The organism is Chryseobacterium flavum (assembly GCF_003385595.1).
Lineage (GTDB): Bacteria > Bacteroidota > Bacteroidia > Flavobacteriales > Weeksellaceae > Chryseobacterium > Chryseobacterium flavum.
Genome location: NZ_QNUE01000012.1, coordinates 14008 through 32946, shown reverse-complemented (window position 1 = coordinate 32946; position 18939 = coordinate 14008). Strand labels below are relative to the sequence as shown.

Sequence of the window (18939 nt, the reverse complement as noted above, 5' to 3'; positions counted from 1 at the left end):
TAAATTTTTCTGTAACGTTTTTTAAGTTGTTATACTTACTAAACAGATAATTCTGGTAATTCTGACTTCGGTTATAATCAGAAAATATGCCCCACAAACCAACCAATAAAAAGAAAGATATTTAATATCAACAATGCATAATAAAACCCGGAACATTTGTTTCGGGTTTGTTTTTTACAGAAGCATTTTACTTTATCTTTTCATTAATATGACTTAACATAAAGATCACTGTAACAATACATTCTGACATTAAAATCATAGCCAGGAATCCAATAGGTTTTCCCAATACGATTCCTCTGATCAGCTTTATGATTCCCAATAAAAAAATAAAGCCGGCAAAATAAAGAGTCACTTCTGATACTTTTCCTTTAAAGGAATTGAGCATAAAAACTGAAGCATAGAAACCAAAAACCAGTAAGAGGTAGAACTTTAGAAAATCGGGGCCTTTAAGCGTAATAGGATTTAATGTCTGACATACTGTCCAAAGCCACATAAAGCTTATGGAAACAGGAACTGAGTGAATGATGACCTTTTTCATAACCAATAATTTTTATCCTCCACAGCCCCCACAACCACCGCAGCCTCCTCCACAGCCCCCTCCTCCGCTACAGCTTGATCCACTGCAACCACTTCCATCATTATTCTGATTGTTCTTTTTATTCGGATCTGATATCTCACGATCTCCGAGGATGGATACAACCGTTCCCAGAATGAAAATAATTGCAAATACCACTCCTGTTACGAGTAAACCCGTAAATTTTTTTCCTTCTGTGCATGAGAACAGCATCAGCAAAACAAAACCCAAGGCAAAGTAAATTATCTTTTTTATCCAGAACTGCGTTTTAGATTTTTCCTTTAATTCTTTCCATATTTCTTCAGGAGCTTCCTGCTGAAATACTTTTCGGTAGCTTGTCAATGTATCTTCAAACCATCTCTGATGTTTTTCTTTCTCTGCAGCACCTCCTTTAGAAGGATGATGGTGAAGTGGCCTTCTTAGAATATGAGGGCAGAATTCTTCCCAATAATTCCGGGTATAGATCAGATGCATATGCCAGACTTTATCCACTATTCTGCTTGGAGAAGCTCCATTGGGAAGAATACAGCAGAGATAAATGAACTTTTTATATTCTTCTATTGCTTTTCTTGTAAAATCAAGGCTCCAGCTTTCTTCTTTTGCCAACTTTTTCGAGAATGGAAAATCAATGCCGGGAGCATCCAGAGAAAATTCCTGTATTCTGGCCCAAAGGGACTCATCTTTTAGTATCATTTTTGTTTCCATTGTTCTACATTTTGTTTTCTATTCAAATATCAATGGATTTAACAATATAAAAGTCTTTCAAAAATCTTTTTAGGTTTTATAAAAATCTTAAATTAGTCTCATAAAAGCCATCATGAAAAAAGAAGATATTTTGCATCTTGAGAAGTTAATGAATTTTTTAAGCCGGCAGTTTTTAAAGAAGAACCATTGGGAAGATGTCACTAAAACGGAATGGTCTTATATAAGCAGCGAAATTAACGATCTGATAATCAATGATCATTCTGAGAAAGAAATTAAAAAAAAGCCAGACCTTCTGGGTATAAATTACCTGTATGAACATCTGATTATTAATAAGCTAAAGAAATACAGACAAAATGAAAATGCCAATCTGAGCAGACCAAACCTTGCCAAACTGAGTCTTATTGTCAGAGTTCTGGGCTATTCGAATTATATAGATTTTATTAATTCCAATACAGAAGCATTTAATTTTAATGATCTGAGAATTGATATGAATAATGTTAATCTGAATACAAATCTTTTAGACCATCTTGTGGGGTGTTGGTATTCTTATAACAGAAATCTGCCTGATAATCCTTTGATGGCAAAAGAAAACCGTATATGGCGGTCTGCTATGGAGATTTATAAGTCGGAAACAAGCGGAGAATATTTTATTGAAAGAAGCGGTGGAGATCATCATAAATATTTTGGAAAAGTAACAGCCTATTCGGATTATATCTTTATCATCATGAACAGTAATACTTTTATACGTCAGAGACATTTTATTTCAAGAATAAAAGATAGTAAAGAAAAACTTAAGAACCCTGACTATAAACTCCACGAAATCCACTTTATAAGTACTTGTATAAGTTTTAATCAGGAGCCTATTGCCCTGTTTGAAATTTTCAGAAAAGCAGATAGAAAAAACTTTATCTCGGATTCCATCAGTTTTCCGATTGACAGTGATGAAATTCCTGAATCTATTGTGAAACAGCTTGAAGACACTGAGTCTAACAGAATTGATTACAGATAATTAAGACATTAAAAGATAACAATAAAGTTTCGATTTAAGGCTCATTATTCCGGATTTTATTTATTTCTTTATGTCAGGAATATATTTAGTTACTCAAAACCAAGAGATTACAACAATAATTTCCTAACTTGATAGTTTAATTATGAACCCCTCAATCCTCCTGTTATGGAATATTATGAATTGTATGAAGTTTTGAAGAGTCATTTTGATTCCGGAAAAGAAAGGATTGAAATAAAGGAACTGAATGTAATCATTGAATCAATTTCTTTTGAATCCAAGGTTTCTGATCTTCTCTATGGCTCGGAACATCAACACTGCGGCAAACATAAGCAACCTTTGGAAATCAACCAAAAAGGTTATCTCATTTACAATCATCCCACAGTAGACATCAAAGATTTTGATATTGAATGCAATAAAAAATTTGAATACTACATCTTAAAAAAAGCCGATATTGAAAGAGCTGAAGGATGCATATTCTTTTTTCACGGGCTGAACGAGAAGAAATGGGATAAATACTTGCCATGGGCTTATGAGTTGGCCCAAAGAACAAAAAAAGCCATTATACTGTTCCCTATCGCTTTTCATATGAACCGTGCGGAGCCTATCTGGAGCGACCGCCATCACATGATGGAAGTAGTCAGTTTCAGAAAGAAAAAGTATCCGGAAAACATGAATTTTTCTTATGTAAATGCAGCAATAAGCTCCCGGTTGGAAGCCCACCCTCAAAGGATATTCTGGTCCGGGCTCCAAACCTATTCTGATGTTACTGAAGTTGTAAAAAGTATTAAATCCGGTAAAATTAAAAGCATTGCTCCGGAAGCAAGCCTGGATCTATTCGGATATTCGATAGGATCTTTCCTTTCAATGATTATCAAAATGGCTGATCCGAACCACTATTTTGTCCAATCAAAAGTCTTCTGTTTTTGTGGAGGAATGACCATTGACCGGATGTTTCCGATATCGAAATACATTATGGATACTCAGGCAACTGTCAAAATGTTGTCTGTCTTTACAGAACTTCTAAGCTCAGATTTTAAGTCAGATTCACGTCTGAAACACTATCAGACTGATTCCTTACATCCACAGGAAAGCTGGTTCAAAAAAATGCTCCGCTATAATTATTTTCAAAAGGAGAGGGAGGAAAGAATTCGGGAAATCCAATCACAGATCAAAGCCTATGTATTGGAGAAAGACAGTGTTGCCCCACCAATTGAAGCTTTAAATACGCTGCAGGGTGGTTACAGGAATATTAATGTGGATATTGAAATCAAAGATTTTCCATATGAATATTCTCACATGGTTCCCTTTCCTCTTACCCATAAACATAAAAAAGATGTTACGGAAGCTTTTCACCAGTTTATAAAATCTGCCAGCGATTTTTACAATACCTAATTATTCATCTGATCTCAGGGATAAAACAGAGAAAGGAATAATTTAAAAATTAATAATATAAGATCCATGGTATTTGTTTTTAGTTTATCAACTGACTAACCAGTCCTTGAAATCTTTCACGCGATCTCTGCTTACCGTAATTTCATCTTCCGGCTGAAACTCCAGTTCCACTTTGTAATAGGGAGAAGTATGGATGTTTCTGATGTAATCTGAGCTTATAATAAACTGTCTGTTGACACGGAAAAACTTTTTATCATCCAGGACATCTTCCAGCTCATCAAGCGTAAAATCTGATGGATAAGTACGGTCTTCCGTCTGAAGGTAAACGATTTTATTTTCACTGAAAAAACAGCTTATTTCATGAGTCTGTATAATTTTAAGGTTATACCCTATTTTAACCAGAACTCTGGAAAGAGTAGATTTTTCTTTTCTGATCAGCTGTTTGATATCCTGAGAAGCATTGGTATTATTGGCAGGAATGAATGATTTGAACTTCTCTACAGCGCCTTCCAGATCTTCATCAAGGATAGGCTTTAAAAGATAATCAATGCTGTTCAGTTTAAATGCTTTAAGTGTATACTGATCAAAAGCTGTCGTATAAATGATGAAACCTTTGGTGGGTACTTTTTCAAAGATATCAAAAGAGAGACCGTCACCTAAAACAATATCTGAGAAGATCAGCTGGGGATGTTCATTTTCAGAAAACCAGGCAATCCCCTCTTCTACTGATTCTATTTTGGCAACTATTTCAATTTCAGGAAAATTACCCAGCATTCTTTCTAATTTCCTTGAAGCTGGTTTTTCGTCTTCTATAATGACAGTTTTGATCATTGAGCTTTACTTTTGGTTTTCAGATTTTAGGAAATAAAGGTAGATAAAAGCACAGAGATTTTAATAGTCTATGGGCTTTTTCTCTTTTCTGAGTTCTTTTTCAATCATATCCCTTTCCCATTCGAAATCAAAGAGAAACAGCTTTAAGGCTTTTACAAGAAGGATAAGTCCCCATACTCCAAGTATGGCATACCTGTCGAATAATTGAATTCTGATCATCTTTTCATCAAATATATCGTCGGGAGCAATAAGCACAGCAACGACCGCAAATATGAAAATGCTTCTGTAGAATTTTTTGATGTTTTGAGTTCTTGTGTACGCAGTTTGATAATCCATGATTGTATAATTTTTTTAGATATTATGGGCTAAAATGTTTTTATTTTTGGCTTTTCTTCTTTATCCATCAGTTCTTTTATTTTCCTTTCCTCCCATTCTTTACCAATTCCATATACATTAACAGCATGAAATGCAAGTCCGATTCCCCAGCCCAATGCAGGCCATAAAAACCATAAATATCCGGGTGCAGTAAGAATATTCAATACTGCTAAAAATGGAATTACAAGACAGTATGAAATAAGATTTCCATAAAACTCTTTCAGTTCTTTTACTCTTCTTGTAGCTTTTCTGTAAGCAATTGTTTCTTTATCAGGTAAAATTTCCATAATGTTTTGTTTTAAAGGTTAATTTGTTTTTTTCTTGAGTCAAAGGTAGTTCAGAAAAAAGCCTCCAATCAATTTTATATTACCGAACGGTAGAAAATGATACCTGAATGGTAGGAACTTCAACTTAATAGATAAAAGGTATCAGCTTTTTAGTACTTTTTCTGTAAGCGATATATTCTTCTCCAAACTGCTCTACCAAAACCTGTTCTTCAATTTTAATCCTGTAGGCGAAAGCTAAAAAAGGAGGCACAAAAGCAAAGAGTAATGAAAGCCAGTTATTGAGATACAAGCCAAGTCCAAGTGATGTTAGCAGGGAAAAAGTATAGGAAGGATGCCTCACGTATTTATAAAAACCTTCTTTTTTGATTTTATGATCCTGTCTGATGGTAACATCTACCGTAAAGTATTTTCCCAGAGACCTGATAATAATGTATCTGAAAATAATCCCGGCCAGAATGAAAAACTCCCCAAGATAAAGAATCCAGTTATCTTTAATGATCGGCAAACGGGTATTATAGGATATGATTACTGAACTCATGATGGAAAAAGGAATGGCCAGCCATAAGATATTAAGAGTAGATCTGTCCTTATCTTTTTTGTCTTCTTTGCCGGATTTCAGCATGTTTTTATACAATATCTCCGTAAGAAACCAGGCTGCCATTGAAATATAAAATAGAATGGATAAAGTGTACATTTTTCAGAGTTTTAAAGTTATGTTTAGATGAAATGAGGGAACACTAAATTGCAGAATATCACCATGCAATTTTGGTGTTTTATTTTCTAATGATCTTTCTTCTTGTCTATAATCTCCCGGATTTTATCTTCCTCCCATTTTTTCACAGCTCCTATTTTGGGTAAGAAAACAGCCGCCGCATGAGCCAGAAGTCCGATACCCCAAAAAGTGGCAGTAAAGAAATTTTTAAATTGAAAATAGCTTTCTCCGGGTTCAAGATGTGAAATATTATAAAAAACAATAATAATGTTTACAGCCACATAAACGAATAAATGTCCATAAAACCCGGTAAGTTGTTCCACCTGCTTTTTAGCCTGCTGATAGTGAATATCATTTTCATCAAATTTTTCCATTGCTTCTGTTTTTTTGTTGATTCATAATTTCTCTGATCTTCTTTTCCTGCCAGGACTCCCCAATTCCGAAAATCTTGAAAGCCCTGAAAGCCAAAACCATTCCCCACACTAATGCCGGATACCAAAACCAATACTCCCCTTTACTTGTAAAAAGATTGACAAAGAATAAAAAAGGAATAATAATACAATACGTAATCAGACTGGAATAAAACTTTTTCATTTCCCTTACCCTCTTTTGGGCTCTTTTATAAGCAGCAGCTTCTTCTTCAGGCTCTTCACTGGAAACTTGTGGCTTAACTAAAAGCATCGGAAGCTTTACTTTAAAATGATCCTCAGACTTTTCTATAAACACATTCCGTTCTGTAAGCAGAGAATAACGCTGTACAATATTGGCAAGACCAATCCCGGAGCTTTCTTTGATCTGCTCTCTTACCTGCAGATTATTTTCAATGCAGAGGGTATTCCCGTCTGAAAAAATTCTGATAGTAAGTGGTTTTGATGATGTCGCAAAGTTATGTTTGATACAGTTTTCAAGCAGCAGCTGCAGAGAAAGCGGAACCACATATTTCTGATAATCTTCCCTGGGAACATCAAAACTAAAATACACACTGTCTTCAAATCTGGTTTTTAAAAGTTCACAATAGGTTTTTGCAAATTCTATTTCATCTTCTACCGTCACCATCTCTTTATCCTTCTGTTCAAGTACATATCGGTAAATCTTTGACATTGAAGCAGTAAATTTCTGTGCCTGTCGGGGATTTTCATCAATCAGGGAGCTTAAAACATTCAATGAATTAAAAAGAAAATGAGGATCCAGCTGGTTCTTTAAACTTTCAAACTGTGCATTGGCAGATTTGGCGATAAGCTTCTGCTCCACCACTTCCTTTCTGGAAGTCTTCTTCAGCTCCTCCATAAAACTTTTCGCATGCAGAAAAGCAGAGATCAGCAAAGCAATATTGATCATAAACCAATTGGTAACCCCATATTTTGATGAGAAGAACTCTTCTGCAGTGGCTGTTTTCTGAATGACAACATAGTTCATATAATTACAGAAATAGACCAGAATAAAGTTCCCGATAATAATGGAAACAATACTTAAGACGGCCCTCGTACGGGTAGCTTCTGACCAGGGAAACTTCCTGTTGAGGAATTCATTGATAAATCCGTTTCCAAATCCCAGAACAAAAGAATACATCGTCGAAAGGAGCAGCGTGATCAAAAAGGTCCGCAATGTCTTTTCATCATTAAAAAATAAAAAGAAAAACAATGTGGTTCCTAATGAGGTCCAAAGTAATGTGGTAAGGTATTTACGCTTCATGATCTGTTTTCTTGGCTCAAAATTAGTTTTTATTAAAGGTATCAAAAATTAATTCTTACCGAAGGGCTGATTTTCTTTTCTGAATGGTATAAAAAAACCTTCACGGATGAAGGTTAAAATAAGAAAAGGTATAATCTTCTCTATTTATTTTTTTCAGCTGATAAACTGATAAAATATTCTGCCTCTGCCCTTCCCCAGTTCGGATCCAATGCTGTTTTAGGTTTATAAGCATTGAATTTGGCCAATGCTTCTTTAAATTGTTCCAGTCCTTTGGTTTTACTTCCTCCGTATTGCTCGGGAGTAAAATATGTATCCTCTGCCTTGATAAGTGCTATTCTGGGGTTAGCAGCATCCAGCTTTTCCGCAATATTAAGTTCTTCTGCTGCTCTTGCCCCATCTGTCATAAAACGTTGTGCCGGGTTCACCATCATTCGTAAAGAAAAAGCCATCTTTCTAAGTAAGTGGATCTCTGCATTATCAGCTCCGGCAAGACTTTGGGCAGTTCCCAGGTATTTCTCTGCCTGTGCCGCTATACCATCAAGCTCCTGCATGTTCCCGTTTCTCATTAAAATTCTTCCCTTTTGAATCTGAGAGAAAGCTGCATAGTAAGGAGGCAGCCACTGATTGCTTTCCTTACTTCCTATTCTCTGGAAATCATTAGACAGCGCCTGAAATTCTTCCGGAGTCTTGCAAACTTCTATTCTGGCAATTTTTTCGGACATAATTTTCTCATAATCTGCCTGAGCAAAAGATGTTAAGCTCATAAGAGCTAAAGCAAAGCTTAAAAGGTATTTTTTCATGATATTAAATTTAAAAGTTCGTTATGTTTGTTTTCCTAAGGTATGTTTTTATAAGTTATTATTGATAGCATCCTCTGTTTTATCCACTCCGAAGCTTATAAATGCTCCTATGAATACAAAAGTATTGACTGGTGGCACTATTGCAGAGCTTCTTGATCCATCCGCTGAGAAATTATAGCCATATACATTTTTTGATCCTAAAACATTACTGATACTCAGTACAAATACAGGAAAAGCTTTCACATCCTTTTTTCCGATATTGGGAAGATAATTGACGCTGAAGTTCAATGCATTGTAATCTTTCAACCGCCCTTCATCCCGGGTATAGTTAATCATTTGCCCATTATCTACCTTAGAAGCAATGTCATAGTAAGGACGCCCCTTGGCATAGGTATAAGACAAGTTTACCCCAAACTTCCATTCCGGAATAAATCTTTTTGCCACTGCTGAAAGTGTATGTTCTGCTGCAAAACCTGGCTGCAGACTCACAGGATAATTCAGGAAATCTCTTTTTGAATCCAGATACGAGTAACTGATCCAGTAATCAATATTTTCAAATGTTTTCTTATTATCTCTCCAGAAAAACTCCAGTCCTTTTGCATATCCGTACCCATTATTGTTCAATGCAGTCTGGATCTGCTGATTCTGCTCTTTATCCTGGGTGATATTGAAAGTTTTAATCAACTGTTCATATTTTTTATAAAATGCTTCAAAACGTAATGTTCTGCCCTCTGAAGCTCTCTGAACCTGAAAAATATAATGCTGAGATTTCTGGATTCTGATAGAAAAGTCCGTAAGCTAATGAAGTGGTCCAGTCTTTTGCCAGACGGTAGGCAATCGCGAAACGTGGTGCAATATTGTTCTTTTCTAAAAAAGAAGAATGTTCTGCTCTTACTCCTATTTTCGCTGACAATGCATTACTGAAGCCGAGATCTGTTTCAACAAAAGCTGATGAGATCAGATCCTTGTAATGCTTATTTACGGCTTCAAAATTCAGATTTTCATCGGTATTATTAAATTCAAGACCTCCCCTTACTGCACTGATCCTGTTGATTTTTCTTTCAAGGACAGCTTTAAAATTCAGGTAATTTCCATCAGTCAGAAGCTGGCTGCTGTTGGATTCGACATCATTGGTTTCTGTAGAAAAATGGAGATCCGATCTGTTATAAGTGTAAGAACCACCCACATTCAACAGATATTTTCCAAATTTTTGTTTAAAAGACAGATTATGAAAAGTGTTTTTACCATTAAGCTTTACCAGGCTGAAATCATATCCAGGCTCAAGACTTTCCGATTTTGCCCCCATTTTATTGGAGTTGAACATTCCGTAATATTTGAAAAATCCACCTGATTTTGTTTTAAATCTGAAATTCAAATCTCCGTTAAAACCCTGAGGCGCTTCTACGAAATCAGTATTAAAATTAAAGACTTTCTGCATCAGGCTTAAAAGAGAATATCCTGCTGTAGCCCCGTAGGAATAGTTTTTATTATCTGATAACTTCTGAAAACCGGCATTCAGGAAAATAGGTGAAATCCCAACATTATAAGACGTTTCATCCGGAAGGTCGACACTTTCCAGCATCAACGCTCCTGAAAGAGCCTGGCCATACAGTGCAGAATAGCCACCACTTGAAAATATATTTCCTTTAAAAAGAGAGGTATTGAACTGGTCTCTTCCTGCAATTCCCGGAACCGAATTGGAAAAATAATTGTTGATAAGACTTCCGTCCATAAAAATCTTAGACTCCGTTCCTGTACCTCCTCTGATGAAAAGACCTTCAGTTCCTCCCACTTTTTGTACCCCTGGAAGATAAGTCAAGGCCGAAGAAATCTGCCCATCCGCTCCTGCTGTGGTATAAATATCAATGGGAGTAAGCAGTGCTGTTGCTCTTTTCTTATCGCTGGCTTCAATTGACCCAGCAGAAACAACAACTGCATCAATCTCACTGATCTGTTCTTTAAGGTCAACATTCAAAGAAATATCCTGACTTTCAATAGAGATTGTCCTTTCTATGTTTTCATATTTAGGATGGGTAAAAGTAATTATATGAGTTCCTTTTTCAGAAGTTTCAAATGTAAAATTACCCTGAACATCTGTAGTTGTTCCGTCGTAAGTATCTTTAAGTGTTACATTTACCTCAGCGACCCCTTTGTTTTTGAAAGATACTTTCCCCGATATCTTTAGCTGCGAATAACCCATGATGGATGCAATCAGGAAAAAAAGAACCAGTATGTTTTGTCCTTGTGTTTTCATTCTTATTGTTTTCTGGATCAAAAATAGCATGGTAAACACCTTCTTGTAAAAAAATTGTTACCGAAAGGCATTCTTTTGCTACCGAATGGTAATTAATGATTCGTTTTTCTATTATTGTTATTGTCAAAAATTCCTGTATTCATTAGTTATAAAACAGTATTTTTCCAATGCCTGTTCATTATTTACTATTTCAGTATTTTGAATCCAGAAGAAATAAATAAGCTTTCTTGGGCTGTTTTAAAGCCATTTATGTTCTGATCTTACGTTGTAGAATCCGGGTTCAAAAACTTAACAGATTAAGCTGTAATACACGGTATCTTTTTGAAAAAAGACGGGAATCATAAAGCGCATTGGAAAATCTTTTTTATTTTTATAGGTAAAATCACTATAAATCATTTAAAAATGAAAGTACAAACATTAGCATTATTGGCAGGCTGTGCATTTTTAGCCGCTTCTTGCGGAACCACAAAAACCTATGCTGTAAATGCCAAAAGCGGAACACAGACAGGAGGAACAGTTAAGTTTACCCAAGCTGGAAATGATGTAGTTATGAAGCTTGATGTGACTAATCTTACTCCCGGAATTCATGCAGTACATATTCATGAAAAAGGAGATTGCTCTGCAGCTGATGGTACATCTACAGGCGGGCACTGGAACCCTGCAAAAGATGACCATGGAAAATGGGGGGCTGAACACTTCCATATGGGAGATATCGGGAACCTGGTAGCGGATGAAAGTGGAAATGCTACTCTTACGTTCAAGACAGACAAATGGTGTCTGGGCTGTACAGATGAGTCTAAAAACATTATCGGCAAAGGCCTTATTGTACACGCAGCAGCCGATGATTTCCATACTCAGCCTACCGGAAATGCAGGAGGAAGAGTTGGATGCGTAGAAATTAAATAGTAACCTGTTTTCATAAAAAAACCGCTAATTCTTATTAGCGGTTTTTTTTATGATTAGTAAGCCTGTTCATTATGATTTAGCTCCCATATCTGAAACAATATTCATTGCTTCCTGCAGATACGGATCTTTTTTCAGGTTCTTGATCCACATTTCAGATTTCTTCTTGAATGCTTCATCTTTCTTCTCTCTTTCGATCTCGCCAGGATACATAACAAACTGAAGCCCATTCTCAAATTTGGTTAAAGCCTTGAACTTTTCAATCTGAGATTTTCTGTGTTTCATCAATTCATTAAACTTATTGATATTCAAAGTAATTGTTTCTTCTTTATCCAGTTTTTCCCTCCATTGAGCAGACTCAAGTAACAGCTGATAGTTACTGTTTTTAGCCATTCTTTCCGCACTGGCTTTCTCAAGAGCCTGGATATTGAAATAATTAAGTTTATCGAATTTTGTAGACGGAATTTTATCCCATGCCAACGCAAAGTCATCATAACGCTCTCCTACCTCAGCATACGTAAAGAAATCTTTCATCTGAATATCAGAAACAATTCCTTTTCTTTGGGTTGACTCTCCTGTAATTCTATAGAATTTCTGGATCGTAAGTTTTAAAGATCCGAAATCATCCTCTGTATTCAGGAATCTGTTCAGGTCTACGAAAGTCTGAACTGTTCCTTTACCAAACGACTGTGGTGAGCCAATGATCATTGCTCTCCCATAATCCTGCATTACTCCGGCTAAAATTTCAGAAGCTGAAGCCGAAAGTTCATTTTGCATGATCACAAGAGGACCGGTCCATATCGGAGTTTCATACTTATTTTTTAAAGTTTGTATTTTACCGTTTCCATCTTTTACCTGAACATAAGGTCCTGCATCCATGAAAAGCCCCATAATATCCCCTACTTCAGTTAAAGACCCTCCTCCATTATTTCTGAGATCAAGAACAATTCCTTCAATATTCTGGCCTTTCAGTTTTATAATTTCATTTTTAATGTCATCCGAAGCGTTTCTTCCTTTGGCATTTTCAAAATCAGCATTAAAACTCGGCAGGTTAATGAAACCATATTTCTTTCCGTTAGGTGAGTTTACAACAATACTTCTTGCAAAAGTATCCTCAATAGCCACTTCTTCGCGGATCATTGTTACATCTTTGATGCTACCGTCCTTTTTCTGAACTGTCAACGTCACTGGTGTTCCTTTTTCACCTCTGATCAGTCTTACAGCTTCATCAGAAAGCATTCCTACAACATTTACGGCATCATCCTTCGGCTTAGACTTAACCTTCAGAATTTTATCTCCTTCCGAAAGCTGCTTGGATTTCCATGCAGGAGCTCCAATAGTAAGCGCCCCCAGATAAAGGTTTCCTTTCTTCTCCTGAATGATAGCTCCGATACCGATTACTTTTCCTGTAAACTGGCTGTCAAAATCTTCTTTATCCTTTGGAGAATAATAATTGGTATGTGGATCAAATACTTCAGTATATGCATTCATATATACGGTAAACCAATCCATTTTTTTTCTTTTCTTGAATCTTGTAAAGGTATCTTTTACCAGATCTTTTACCTCATCAGTTGCTTTTTTGATCTTTTCATCCTGAGTTAATACCTTAAGGCTGATGGTATCTTTAAGCTTATATTTCTGAACAGAGTCTTTCTTTTCTTTTTGTGCTTCCTCCTTACTGTTCATCGATTCAATTTCCTGAAGAATATTGTACTTGATGAATTTTTTCCATTCATTATACTGCTCCTGTTTATTGGCAGGTGTTTTTTTAAGCTTAGGTTCAAGGGTAAGGGTCTCATCTTCCTGAAGGTTGATAGGCTTGCTGAAGATATCCTGCGTAATTTTATCAATTTCGTCTACCCTCTGATACAGCCTGTCAATGGTAAGTTTATAAAAAGTAAGATCTCCCTGATTGATGTAATCATCAAGTTTTGTTTCATGCTTGCTGAATTCATCCATATCAGACTGCAGGAAATACCTCTTTGCAGGGTCTACCAATTCAAAATAATGCTTATAAACGTCCTTCGAATAGGCATCATTAATTGGCTTTGGGCTATAATGCAGATAAGAAAGTGTATTTTTTACGCTCACCATTATTGTTTGCATCTTTTCATCGTCATTCTTTGGCGAGTTGAAACAAAACATCAGACTGGTTAATGGAATTAGTAGTAAAAATTTATTCAGTTTGAAATTTTTCCACATAAACTGTCTCGTATTTATTAATTTTTTAAAATAAGTCTTGTAATTAGTAGCTCTAATTATTAGGACTGTTACAAACGATCAAATTTAATACCTTATTTACAAATATCGAACAGTTTTAGTTTTTTTTATTAAAAGTAAGCAGATAATATTCCGGACTTTTGCTTCTATTATAGCTTTTCAGCATAATTTTCAGGATATAAAACAGACTAAATTGAATTATTTTTTTCTTTTTTATTCAAAAAATAGATACCACAAAAATTAAATTAAAAGCATAAAGGCATAAAATATGCTGATACTTAAACAAATAACTTTAAAATGTATAGTCATGAGAAGTATATTATGGTTAGTCGCCGTCATTTGTATTGTTGTTTGGCTTTTAGGAATGCTGGGAATTGTTCCCGGAATCAGCACCGGATATTTAATACATATCCTGCTTGTAATTGCCATTATTGTTATTCTTTATAATCTTATAACAGGTAGAAAACCTTTAGATTAACTTACATCATTTATTAATCCAGAAACATTATCAGACTTTAAACAGATGTTTGTTCAACAGAATGGTCTTGTCTATTTTATTGTAAATAAATTTTTCAGATCAGTGGTATAAACATCTGTAAAAGGTCTGATATTATAACGGCTTTTCTATTTTTCTGAAACCATGACCTGGTCTGCAGTATATAATTTTATAGTGCTTTTTTCATCTTCAAAAACTTTTACCTACATTTGATATGTGAAATTCTCTGCCATTAAGTGCATAAATTCACACTATTTGTTGTCAAAATCTAATTTTTTATGGAAAGACCACTTATTCTGGTTACTAATGATGATGGAATTACCGCACCTGGTATCAGAAATCTTGTAAATTTTATGAACGAAATAGGAGAAGTAGTGGTGGTAGCACCCAATTCTCCCCAAAGCGGAAAAGGTCACGCAATTACTATTAACTCTACTTTAAGTTATGAGGAGGTTAACCTTGAAGGTCCTCAAACTGATTTTTCATGTAGTGGAACTCCTGTAGATTGTGTAAAAATGGCGTTGGATAAAATTCTAAAAAGGAGACCTGATATTGTTGTATCAGGAATTAACCATGGAGCAAACTCTTCAATCAATGTCATTTATTCAGGAACAATGTCTGCCGCTGTCGAAGCTGGTGTTGAAGGTATTCCGGCTATCGGATTCTCCTTACTGGATTTTAGCTGGGAGGCAGATTTTACTCAAGCTAAAGAATATATTCAGAACATTGTAAGAAGGACATTGGAAAGACCAATGCCAAGAGGAATTGTCTTAAATGTCAATATTCCGAAACTTCCTGCTGAAGAGATAAAGGGGGTAAAAGTATGTAAGCAGGCTCATGCAAAATGGGAAGAAAGCTTTGACGAAAGAATTAACCCTCACGGAAAAAAATATTATTGGCTTACAGGCTATTTCAATAATATGGATGAGTCTGAGGATGCTGATGAGACAGCACTGGCCAACGGATATATTTCAATTGTTCCGGTAAAATTTGACCTCACGGCATATGAATATATGAAAACACTGGGAGAGGTTATGGCTTTTGACAAAGTCCCGGAAGCCAAATAACAGGTTATAGTGACAGCTTTATATGAATAAGAGACGTGGAAAGTAATTTTCCGCGTCTCTTATTTATTGACTTTAATCAAAATAATACTTTATCTTCTCTTCTAAGCTCTTCCAGATAGTTTTTCTTATCATCCCTGTAAAAAAGGTTCATGGTCTCAAAAGGAATCAATTTCAGATCTTTATTAACAATATGAACACAGGATTTCTTTACTGCTCTTACATCAAAGTCATGGGCATCCATAAAGGTCATAATAATAATTCTGAACAGATTATCATAATCAAGTTCCGGAGCACATACTTCCGGAAGACAGCACAATAACTGATTCACTTTCGGCTGCACTTTGTCCACTGAAATACCTGTACTGAATATGTCCAGTAATTGCATATGGAGTCCTTTATCCTGCTCATAAACAATGGTGTTTTTTGATTCATTATTCAGAAGATCAGCAGGATTAATATAGCGGGTTAAAGGAATGGTCTCGCCCTGAAGTTTTAAAATGTATCCCATTGCCAAAGCATCAGGATTACAAGGGACCGGAATTATATCATCTGAATTTACAAGGGGAAACTGATCAATAATTTCCTGTCTGACTTCTGTTAAAGTAATTTTTTCATAAGCTGAATCATCCCTGCTCCTACCGGCAATTTCTACCGGCTGGAAAGTAATCCCTCTTACACATTTCTGTTTCAGGGCAAATTCGATAATTTTTCCGATTTCATCTATATTTTTTCCCTTTTGCAGAACCACAACCAATGTGGTGGAAAGATTAAGCTCATTAAGTTTTTCCAGAGCCTTCATCCGGATATCTGTTAAATCTTTCCCCCTGAAATCCCTCAATACTTCCGGCTTAAAAGAATCAAACTGAAGGTATATTTCAAACTCAGGGGCATAGGTAGCCAGCTTTTCAGCAAATCCGGGATCATTGGCAATCCTGATTCCATTAGTATTCAGCATCAGATGTTTTATGGGCTTTGACTTGGCAATGTCCATGATTTTAAAAAATTCAGGATGAATGGTAGGCTCTCCCCCACTGATCTGTACTACATCCGGCTCTCCTTCATTCTTAACAATAACATCAAGCATAGCCTCTATCTCTTCAAGACTTCTATGGCTTCCATAGTGTGGGGAAGACATTGCATAACAGGTTGGACAGGTAAGGTTACATCGGTCTGTCACTTCCACTATTGAAAGACAGCTATGCTGTTCATGGTCCACACAAAGTCCACAGTCGTACGGACATCCATATTCCACTTCAGTTCCGAAATGAAGGGGCATTTCGGAAGCTTTATTGTAATTTCTGATGTTTTTATAATAAGATACATCAGAGGCAATTTTTGTTTTGAAAAAGCCATGATCAGGGCATCTCTTTGTCATAAAAACAGTTTCATCTTCGATAACAATCTTAGCTCCCACCCTTTTAAGGCACTCAGGACAAAGACTTATCGTATAGTCGTAATAGGTATAGTTTCTAACCGGCATAATTAAGTTTTAAGCACCACCACAAATATATCCGCTGATCAGACCACAGATTAAAAGACTTATCAGCATTGTCTGTATAAATTGCTTTCTGCTGAATTTCCTGTCTCCTTTCCACTCATAAATTATTTTTGCAACAAGCGCAACTACCAAGGAAATAAACAACGCACCTAAAATAATTATTCCGATGATCATTACGACCACTCCTCCCAGGTTGCCAACTTCTAAAATTGTTAAAGATTTCATCTTAAATATTTTAAATATAGTGATCGGGTATTTTTAAGAGTATAAATGTAATAAATAATTACACAAATACATACAAACTGTATGGTTCCCAATGGCCCTGCAATTTCTATTCTGGGTTTAATAAAGTCTAACAGGAACCTAAAGGTAAAATAACCCAGCATAAATATCTGAAATATAAATCCTGAAGGATATCTTTCCAGTTTTTGGACATATTTTAGGACAGCCCACAGCATCACCAGAAAACCAATTTCATAAAGGGCTACGGGATGCCTCAGATATTCATCTCCCAAATACATTCCAAAAACAGAATCTGTAGGAATACCATAAGTCTCTTCGTAAATTCCTGTAAGAAAACATCCTACTCTTCCAATGATCATTGCAAGCATCAAAGGAAAAACAATCATATCACCGGTACTTTCTTTATGTCCCACCACTTTTTTAGCCAGTTCTACTCCTATTAATCCGAAAGCAAGCCCCCCGACAATAGTATTGTTTGACCAGAACTTTCCAAAACTGAAATCTTCAAATAACGCATAAGGATTTTCAAGATTCCCGACCAGCTTTGATCCTATTAATGCCCCAGCTGTTGCTCCTATTAAAACAGCTGCAGAAGTATTGAAAGACAATTTCTCTTTTGATCTCCTTTTGAGATAAAAGTAGTAACGCATTCCCAAAAACATTCCCACAGCCTCAAAAAGGGGATGCGCCAGAATTGTTTTGCCAAAAATATGAAAGGTAACAGGAAAATCCATTGCTTCAAAAATAATCCATTTCAGATAATTTACTACCTTTATTCAGACAAATAATTACAAAATGCGTATAGAATATGACATAAAACTGGGGTTTAAGGATGTAATGTTCCGCCCCAAACGTTCTACATTAAAATCAAGATCAGAAGTTAACCTGGAAAGAGAATTCACCTTCAGGCATACCAAAAAGAAATGGAATGGAGTTCCGGTTATTGCAGCCAATATGGATACCGTTGGAACATTTGAAATGGCTGTTGAACTTGCAAAAGATAAAATCATTACTGCGATTCACAAACATTATACTCCTGAAGAATGGGATCAGTTTCTACATAGTCAGCCTGAGAGCATTTATCAATATATTGCCTTAAGTACGGGGACTGGAAAGGCAGATGAAGAAAAAATAAGGCAAATCCTTGAAAAGCATCCAAAAATTGAGTTTTTGTGTATTGATGTAGCCAATGGTTATTCTGAACATTTTGTTCAATTTGTGAAGAAAACAAGAGCCAGTTTTCCGGACAAAATTATTATTGCAGGAAATGTTGTGACAGGAGAAATGGTAGAAGAGCTCCTTTTAGTAGGTGCAGATATTATAAAAGTGGGAATCGGGCCTGGTTCAGTGTGTACGACCAGAGTGAAAACAGGAGTGGGATATCCTCAGCTTTCAGCCATCATCGAATGTGCTGATGCTGCCCATGGCTTAGGGGGTCATATCATAGCAGACGGAGGCTGTAAAGTCCCGGGTGATGTAGCCAAAGCTTTCGGGGGTGGAGCAGATTTTGTTATGTTGGGAGGTATGTTTGCCGGTCATGATGAAAGTGGTGGAGAAATGATTGAGGAAAATGGAAAAAAATACCGTCTGTTTTATGGAATGAGTTCCAAAACAGCAATGGATAAACATTCTGGTGGAGTTGCTGAATACAGGGCTTCCGAAGGAAAAACAGTAAAAGTAGCCTATAAAGGACCGGTTTCGGAAACGGTTAAAGATATTTTAGGAGGAGTACGATCTACCTGTACCTATGTAGGAGCATCCAAGCTTAAAGAGCTTTCCAAAAGAACAACTTTTATCAGAGTTCAGGAACAGGAAAATCAGATTTTTAAAGATTAAAAACACTTTTATTCTTTTACGTTCTGATCAATTGTGTAATAAAAA

21 protein-coding genes are annotated in these 18939 nt (G+C 35.9%); 6 read left to right on the top strand and 15 right to left on the bottom strand.

Annotated elements, in window-relative coordinates; genetic code table 11:
* Nucleotides 1–187 precede the first annotated feature (187 nt).
* Both DRF59_RS14600 and DRF59_RS14595 read right to left on the bottom strand, forming a co-directional pair.
* On the bottom strand, nt 188–538 hold the full coding sequence (locus DRF59_RS14600) for a hypothetical protein (RefSeq protein ID WP_115961623.1): 351 nt from the start codon (nt 536–538) through the stop codon (nt 188–190).
* A 12-nt stretch (nt 539–550) separates the two neighbouring features.
* Nucleotides 551–1279 (bottom strand): glycine-rich domain-containing protein, encoded by a 729-nt coding sequence (locus DRF59_RS14595; protein ID WP_115961620.1) that lies wholly within the window; start codon nt 1277–1279, stop codon nt 551–553.
* A 112-nt stretch (nt 1280–1391) separates the two neighbouring features.
* Between DRF59_RS14595 and DRF59_RS14590 the strand changes: the two genes are divergently transcribed.
* Both DRF59_RS14590 and DRF59_RS14585 read left to right on the top strand, forming a co-directional pair.
* Nucleotides 1392–2288: a hypothetical protein gene (locus DRF59_RS14590; protein ID WP_115961617.1), complete on the top strand. Its 897-nt coding sequence runs from the start codon at nt 1392–1394 to the stop codon at nt 2286–2288.
* Nucleotides 2289–2453: 165 nt separating this feature from the next.
* On the top strand, nt 2454–3680 hold the full coding sequence (locus DRF59_RS14585; protein WP_115961615.1) for a DUF6051 family protein: 1227 nt from the start codon (nt 2454–2456) through the stop codon (nt 3678–3680).
* Between the two features lie 87 nt (nt 3681–3767).
* Here DRF59_RS14585 and DRF59_RS14580 read toward each other — a convergent pair whose 3' ends face one another.
* From DRF59_RS14580 to DRF59_RS14545, 9 genes are all read right to left on the bottom strand, one after another.
* Entirely contained in the window at nt 3768–4511 is a 744-nt protein-coding gene (locus tag DRF59_RS14580) for a LytR/AlgR family response regulator transcription factor (RefSeq protein ID WP_115961612.1), read from the bottom strand.
* A gap of 60 nt (nt 4512–4571) precedes the next feature.
* Entirely contained in the window at nt 4572–4847 is a 276-nt protein-coding gene (locus tag DRF59_RS14575; protein ID WP_115961609.1) for a 2TM domain-containing protein, read from the bottom strand.
* Between the two features lie 29 nt (nt 4848–4876).
* Nucleotides 4877–5173, bottom strand: a complete 297-nt coding sequence (locus DRF59_RS14570) for a 2TM domain-containing protein (protein WP_115961606.1) — start codon at nt 5171–5173, stop codon at nt 4877–4879.
* 124 nt (nt 5174–5297) lie between these two features.
* On the bottom strand, nt 5298–5867 hold the full coding sequence (locus DRF59_RS14565; protein ID WP_115961604.1) for a methyltransferase family protein: 570 nt from the start codon (nt 5865–5867) through the stop codon (nt 5298–5300).
* 86 nt (nt 5868–5953) lie between these two features.
* Complete coding sequence (locus DRF59_RS14560) at nt 5954–6259, bottom strand: 2TM domain-containing protein (protein WP_115961600.1); 306 nt, start codon at nt 6257–6259, stop codon at nt 5954–5956.
* Nucleotides 6246–7577 carry a histidine kinase gene (locus DRF59_RS14555; RefSeq protein ID WP_115961598.1) on the bottom strand — a complete coding sequence of 444 codons (1332 nt, stop codon included), beginning with the start codon at nt 7575–7577 and terminating at the stop codon, nt 6246–6248. Before DRF59_RS14555 ends, DRF59_RS14560 begins: the two co-directional genes overlap by 14 nt.
* Nucleotides 7578–7717: 140 nt before the next feature.
* Nucleotides 7718–8377: a hypothetical protein gene (locus DRF59_RS14550; RefSeq protein WP_115961596.1), complete on the bottom strand. Its 660-nt coding sequence runs from the start codon at nt 8375–8377 to the stop codon at nt 7718–7720.
* A gap of 48 nt (nt 8378–8425) precedes the next feature.
* Nucleotides 8426–9061, bottom strand: a complete 636-nt coding sequence (locus tag DRF59_RS21130; protein WP_241505603.1) for a hypothetical protein — start codon at nt 9059–9061, stop codon at nt 8426–8428.
* Nucleotides 9062–9086: 25 nt separating this feature from the next.
* Nucleotides 9087–10631 (bottom strand): TonB-dependent receptor, encoded by a 1545-nt coding sequence (locus tag DRF59_RS14545; protein WP_241505602.1) that lies wholly within the window; start codon nt 10629–10631, stop codon nt 9087–9089.
* A 402-nt stretch (nt 10632–11033) separates the two neighbouring features.
* On the opposite strand from DRF59_RS14545, the gene DRF59_RS14540 reads away from it, so the two are divergent.
* Complete coding sequence (locus DRF59_RS14540) at nt 11034–11537, top strand: superoxide dismutase family protein (protein ID WP_115961593.1); 504 nt, start codon at nt 11034–11036, stop codon at nt 11535–11537.
* A 69-nt stretch (nt 11538–11606) separates the two neighbouring features.
* On the opposite strand, the gene DRF59_RS14535 is transcribed toward DRF59_RS14540, so the two are convergent.
* The gene (locus tag DRF59_RS14535) at nt 11607–13736 is read right to left on the bottom strand and encodes a carboxy terminal-processing peptidase (protein ID WP_115961590.1); all 2130 of its coding nucleotides are present in this window, start codon (nt 13734–13736) and stop codon (nt 11607–11609) included.
* A gap of 325 nt (nt 13737–14061) precedes the next feature.
* On the opposite strand from DRF59_RS14535, the gene DRF59_RS14530 reads away from it, so the two are divergent.
* Nucleotides 14062–14232: a lmo0937 family membrane protein gene (locus tag DRF59_RS14530; RefSeq protein ID WP_115961587.1), complete on the top strand. Its 171-nt coding sequence runs from the start codon at nt 14062–14064 to the stop codon at nt 14230–14232.
* Nucleotides 14233–14528: 296 nt separating this feature from the next.
* Nucleotides 14529–15317 carry a 5'/3'-nucleotidase SurE gene (gene surE, locus DRF59_RS14525; RefSeq protein ID WP_115961584.1) on the top strand — a complete coding sequence of 263 codons (789 nt, stop codon included), beginning with the start codon at nt 14529–14531 and terminating at the stop codon, nt 15315–15317.
* 76 nt (nt 15318–15393) lie between these two features.
* On the opposite strand, the gene DRF59_RS14520 is transcribed toward surE, so the two are convergent.
* Genes DRF59_RS14520 through DRF59_RS14510 form a run of 3 tightly spaced genes read right to left on the bottom strand, consistent with a single transcriptional unit; the run spans nt 15394 to nt 17792 of the window.
* Nucleotides 15394–16797 carry a radical SAM protein gene (locus DRF59_RS14520; protein ID WP_115961581.1) on the bottom strand — a complete coding sequence of 468 codons (1404 nt, stop codon included), beginning with the start codon at nt 16795–16797 and terminating at the stop codon, nt 15394–15396.
* Nucleotides 16798–16806: 9 nt separating this feature from the next.
* Complete coding sequence (locus DRF59_RS14515; protein WP_115961578.1) at nt 16807–17040, bottom strand: hypothetical protein; 234 nt, start codon at nt 17038–17040, stop codon at nt 16807–16809.
* Nucleotides 17037–17792, bottom strand: coding sequence for a prolipoprotein diacylglyceryl transferase (locus DRF59_RS14510; RefSeq protein ID WP_115961575.1), 756 nt, complete (start codon nt 17790–17792; stop codon nt 17037–17039). Before DRF59_RS14510 ends, DRF59_RS14515 begins: the two co-directional genes overlap by 4 nt.
* Nucleotides 17793–17853: 61 nt before the next feature.
* Between DRF59_RS14510 and DRF59_RS14505 the strand changes: the two genes are divergently transcribed.
* Nucleotides 17854–18894 (top strand): GMP reductase, encoded by a 1041-nt coding sequence (locus DRF59_RS14505; RefSeq protein WP_115961572.1) that lies wholly within the window; start codon nt 17854–17856, stop codon nt 18892–18894.
* Nucleotides 18895–18939 lie beyond the last annotated feature (45 nt).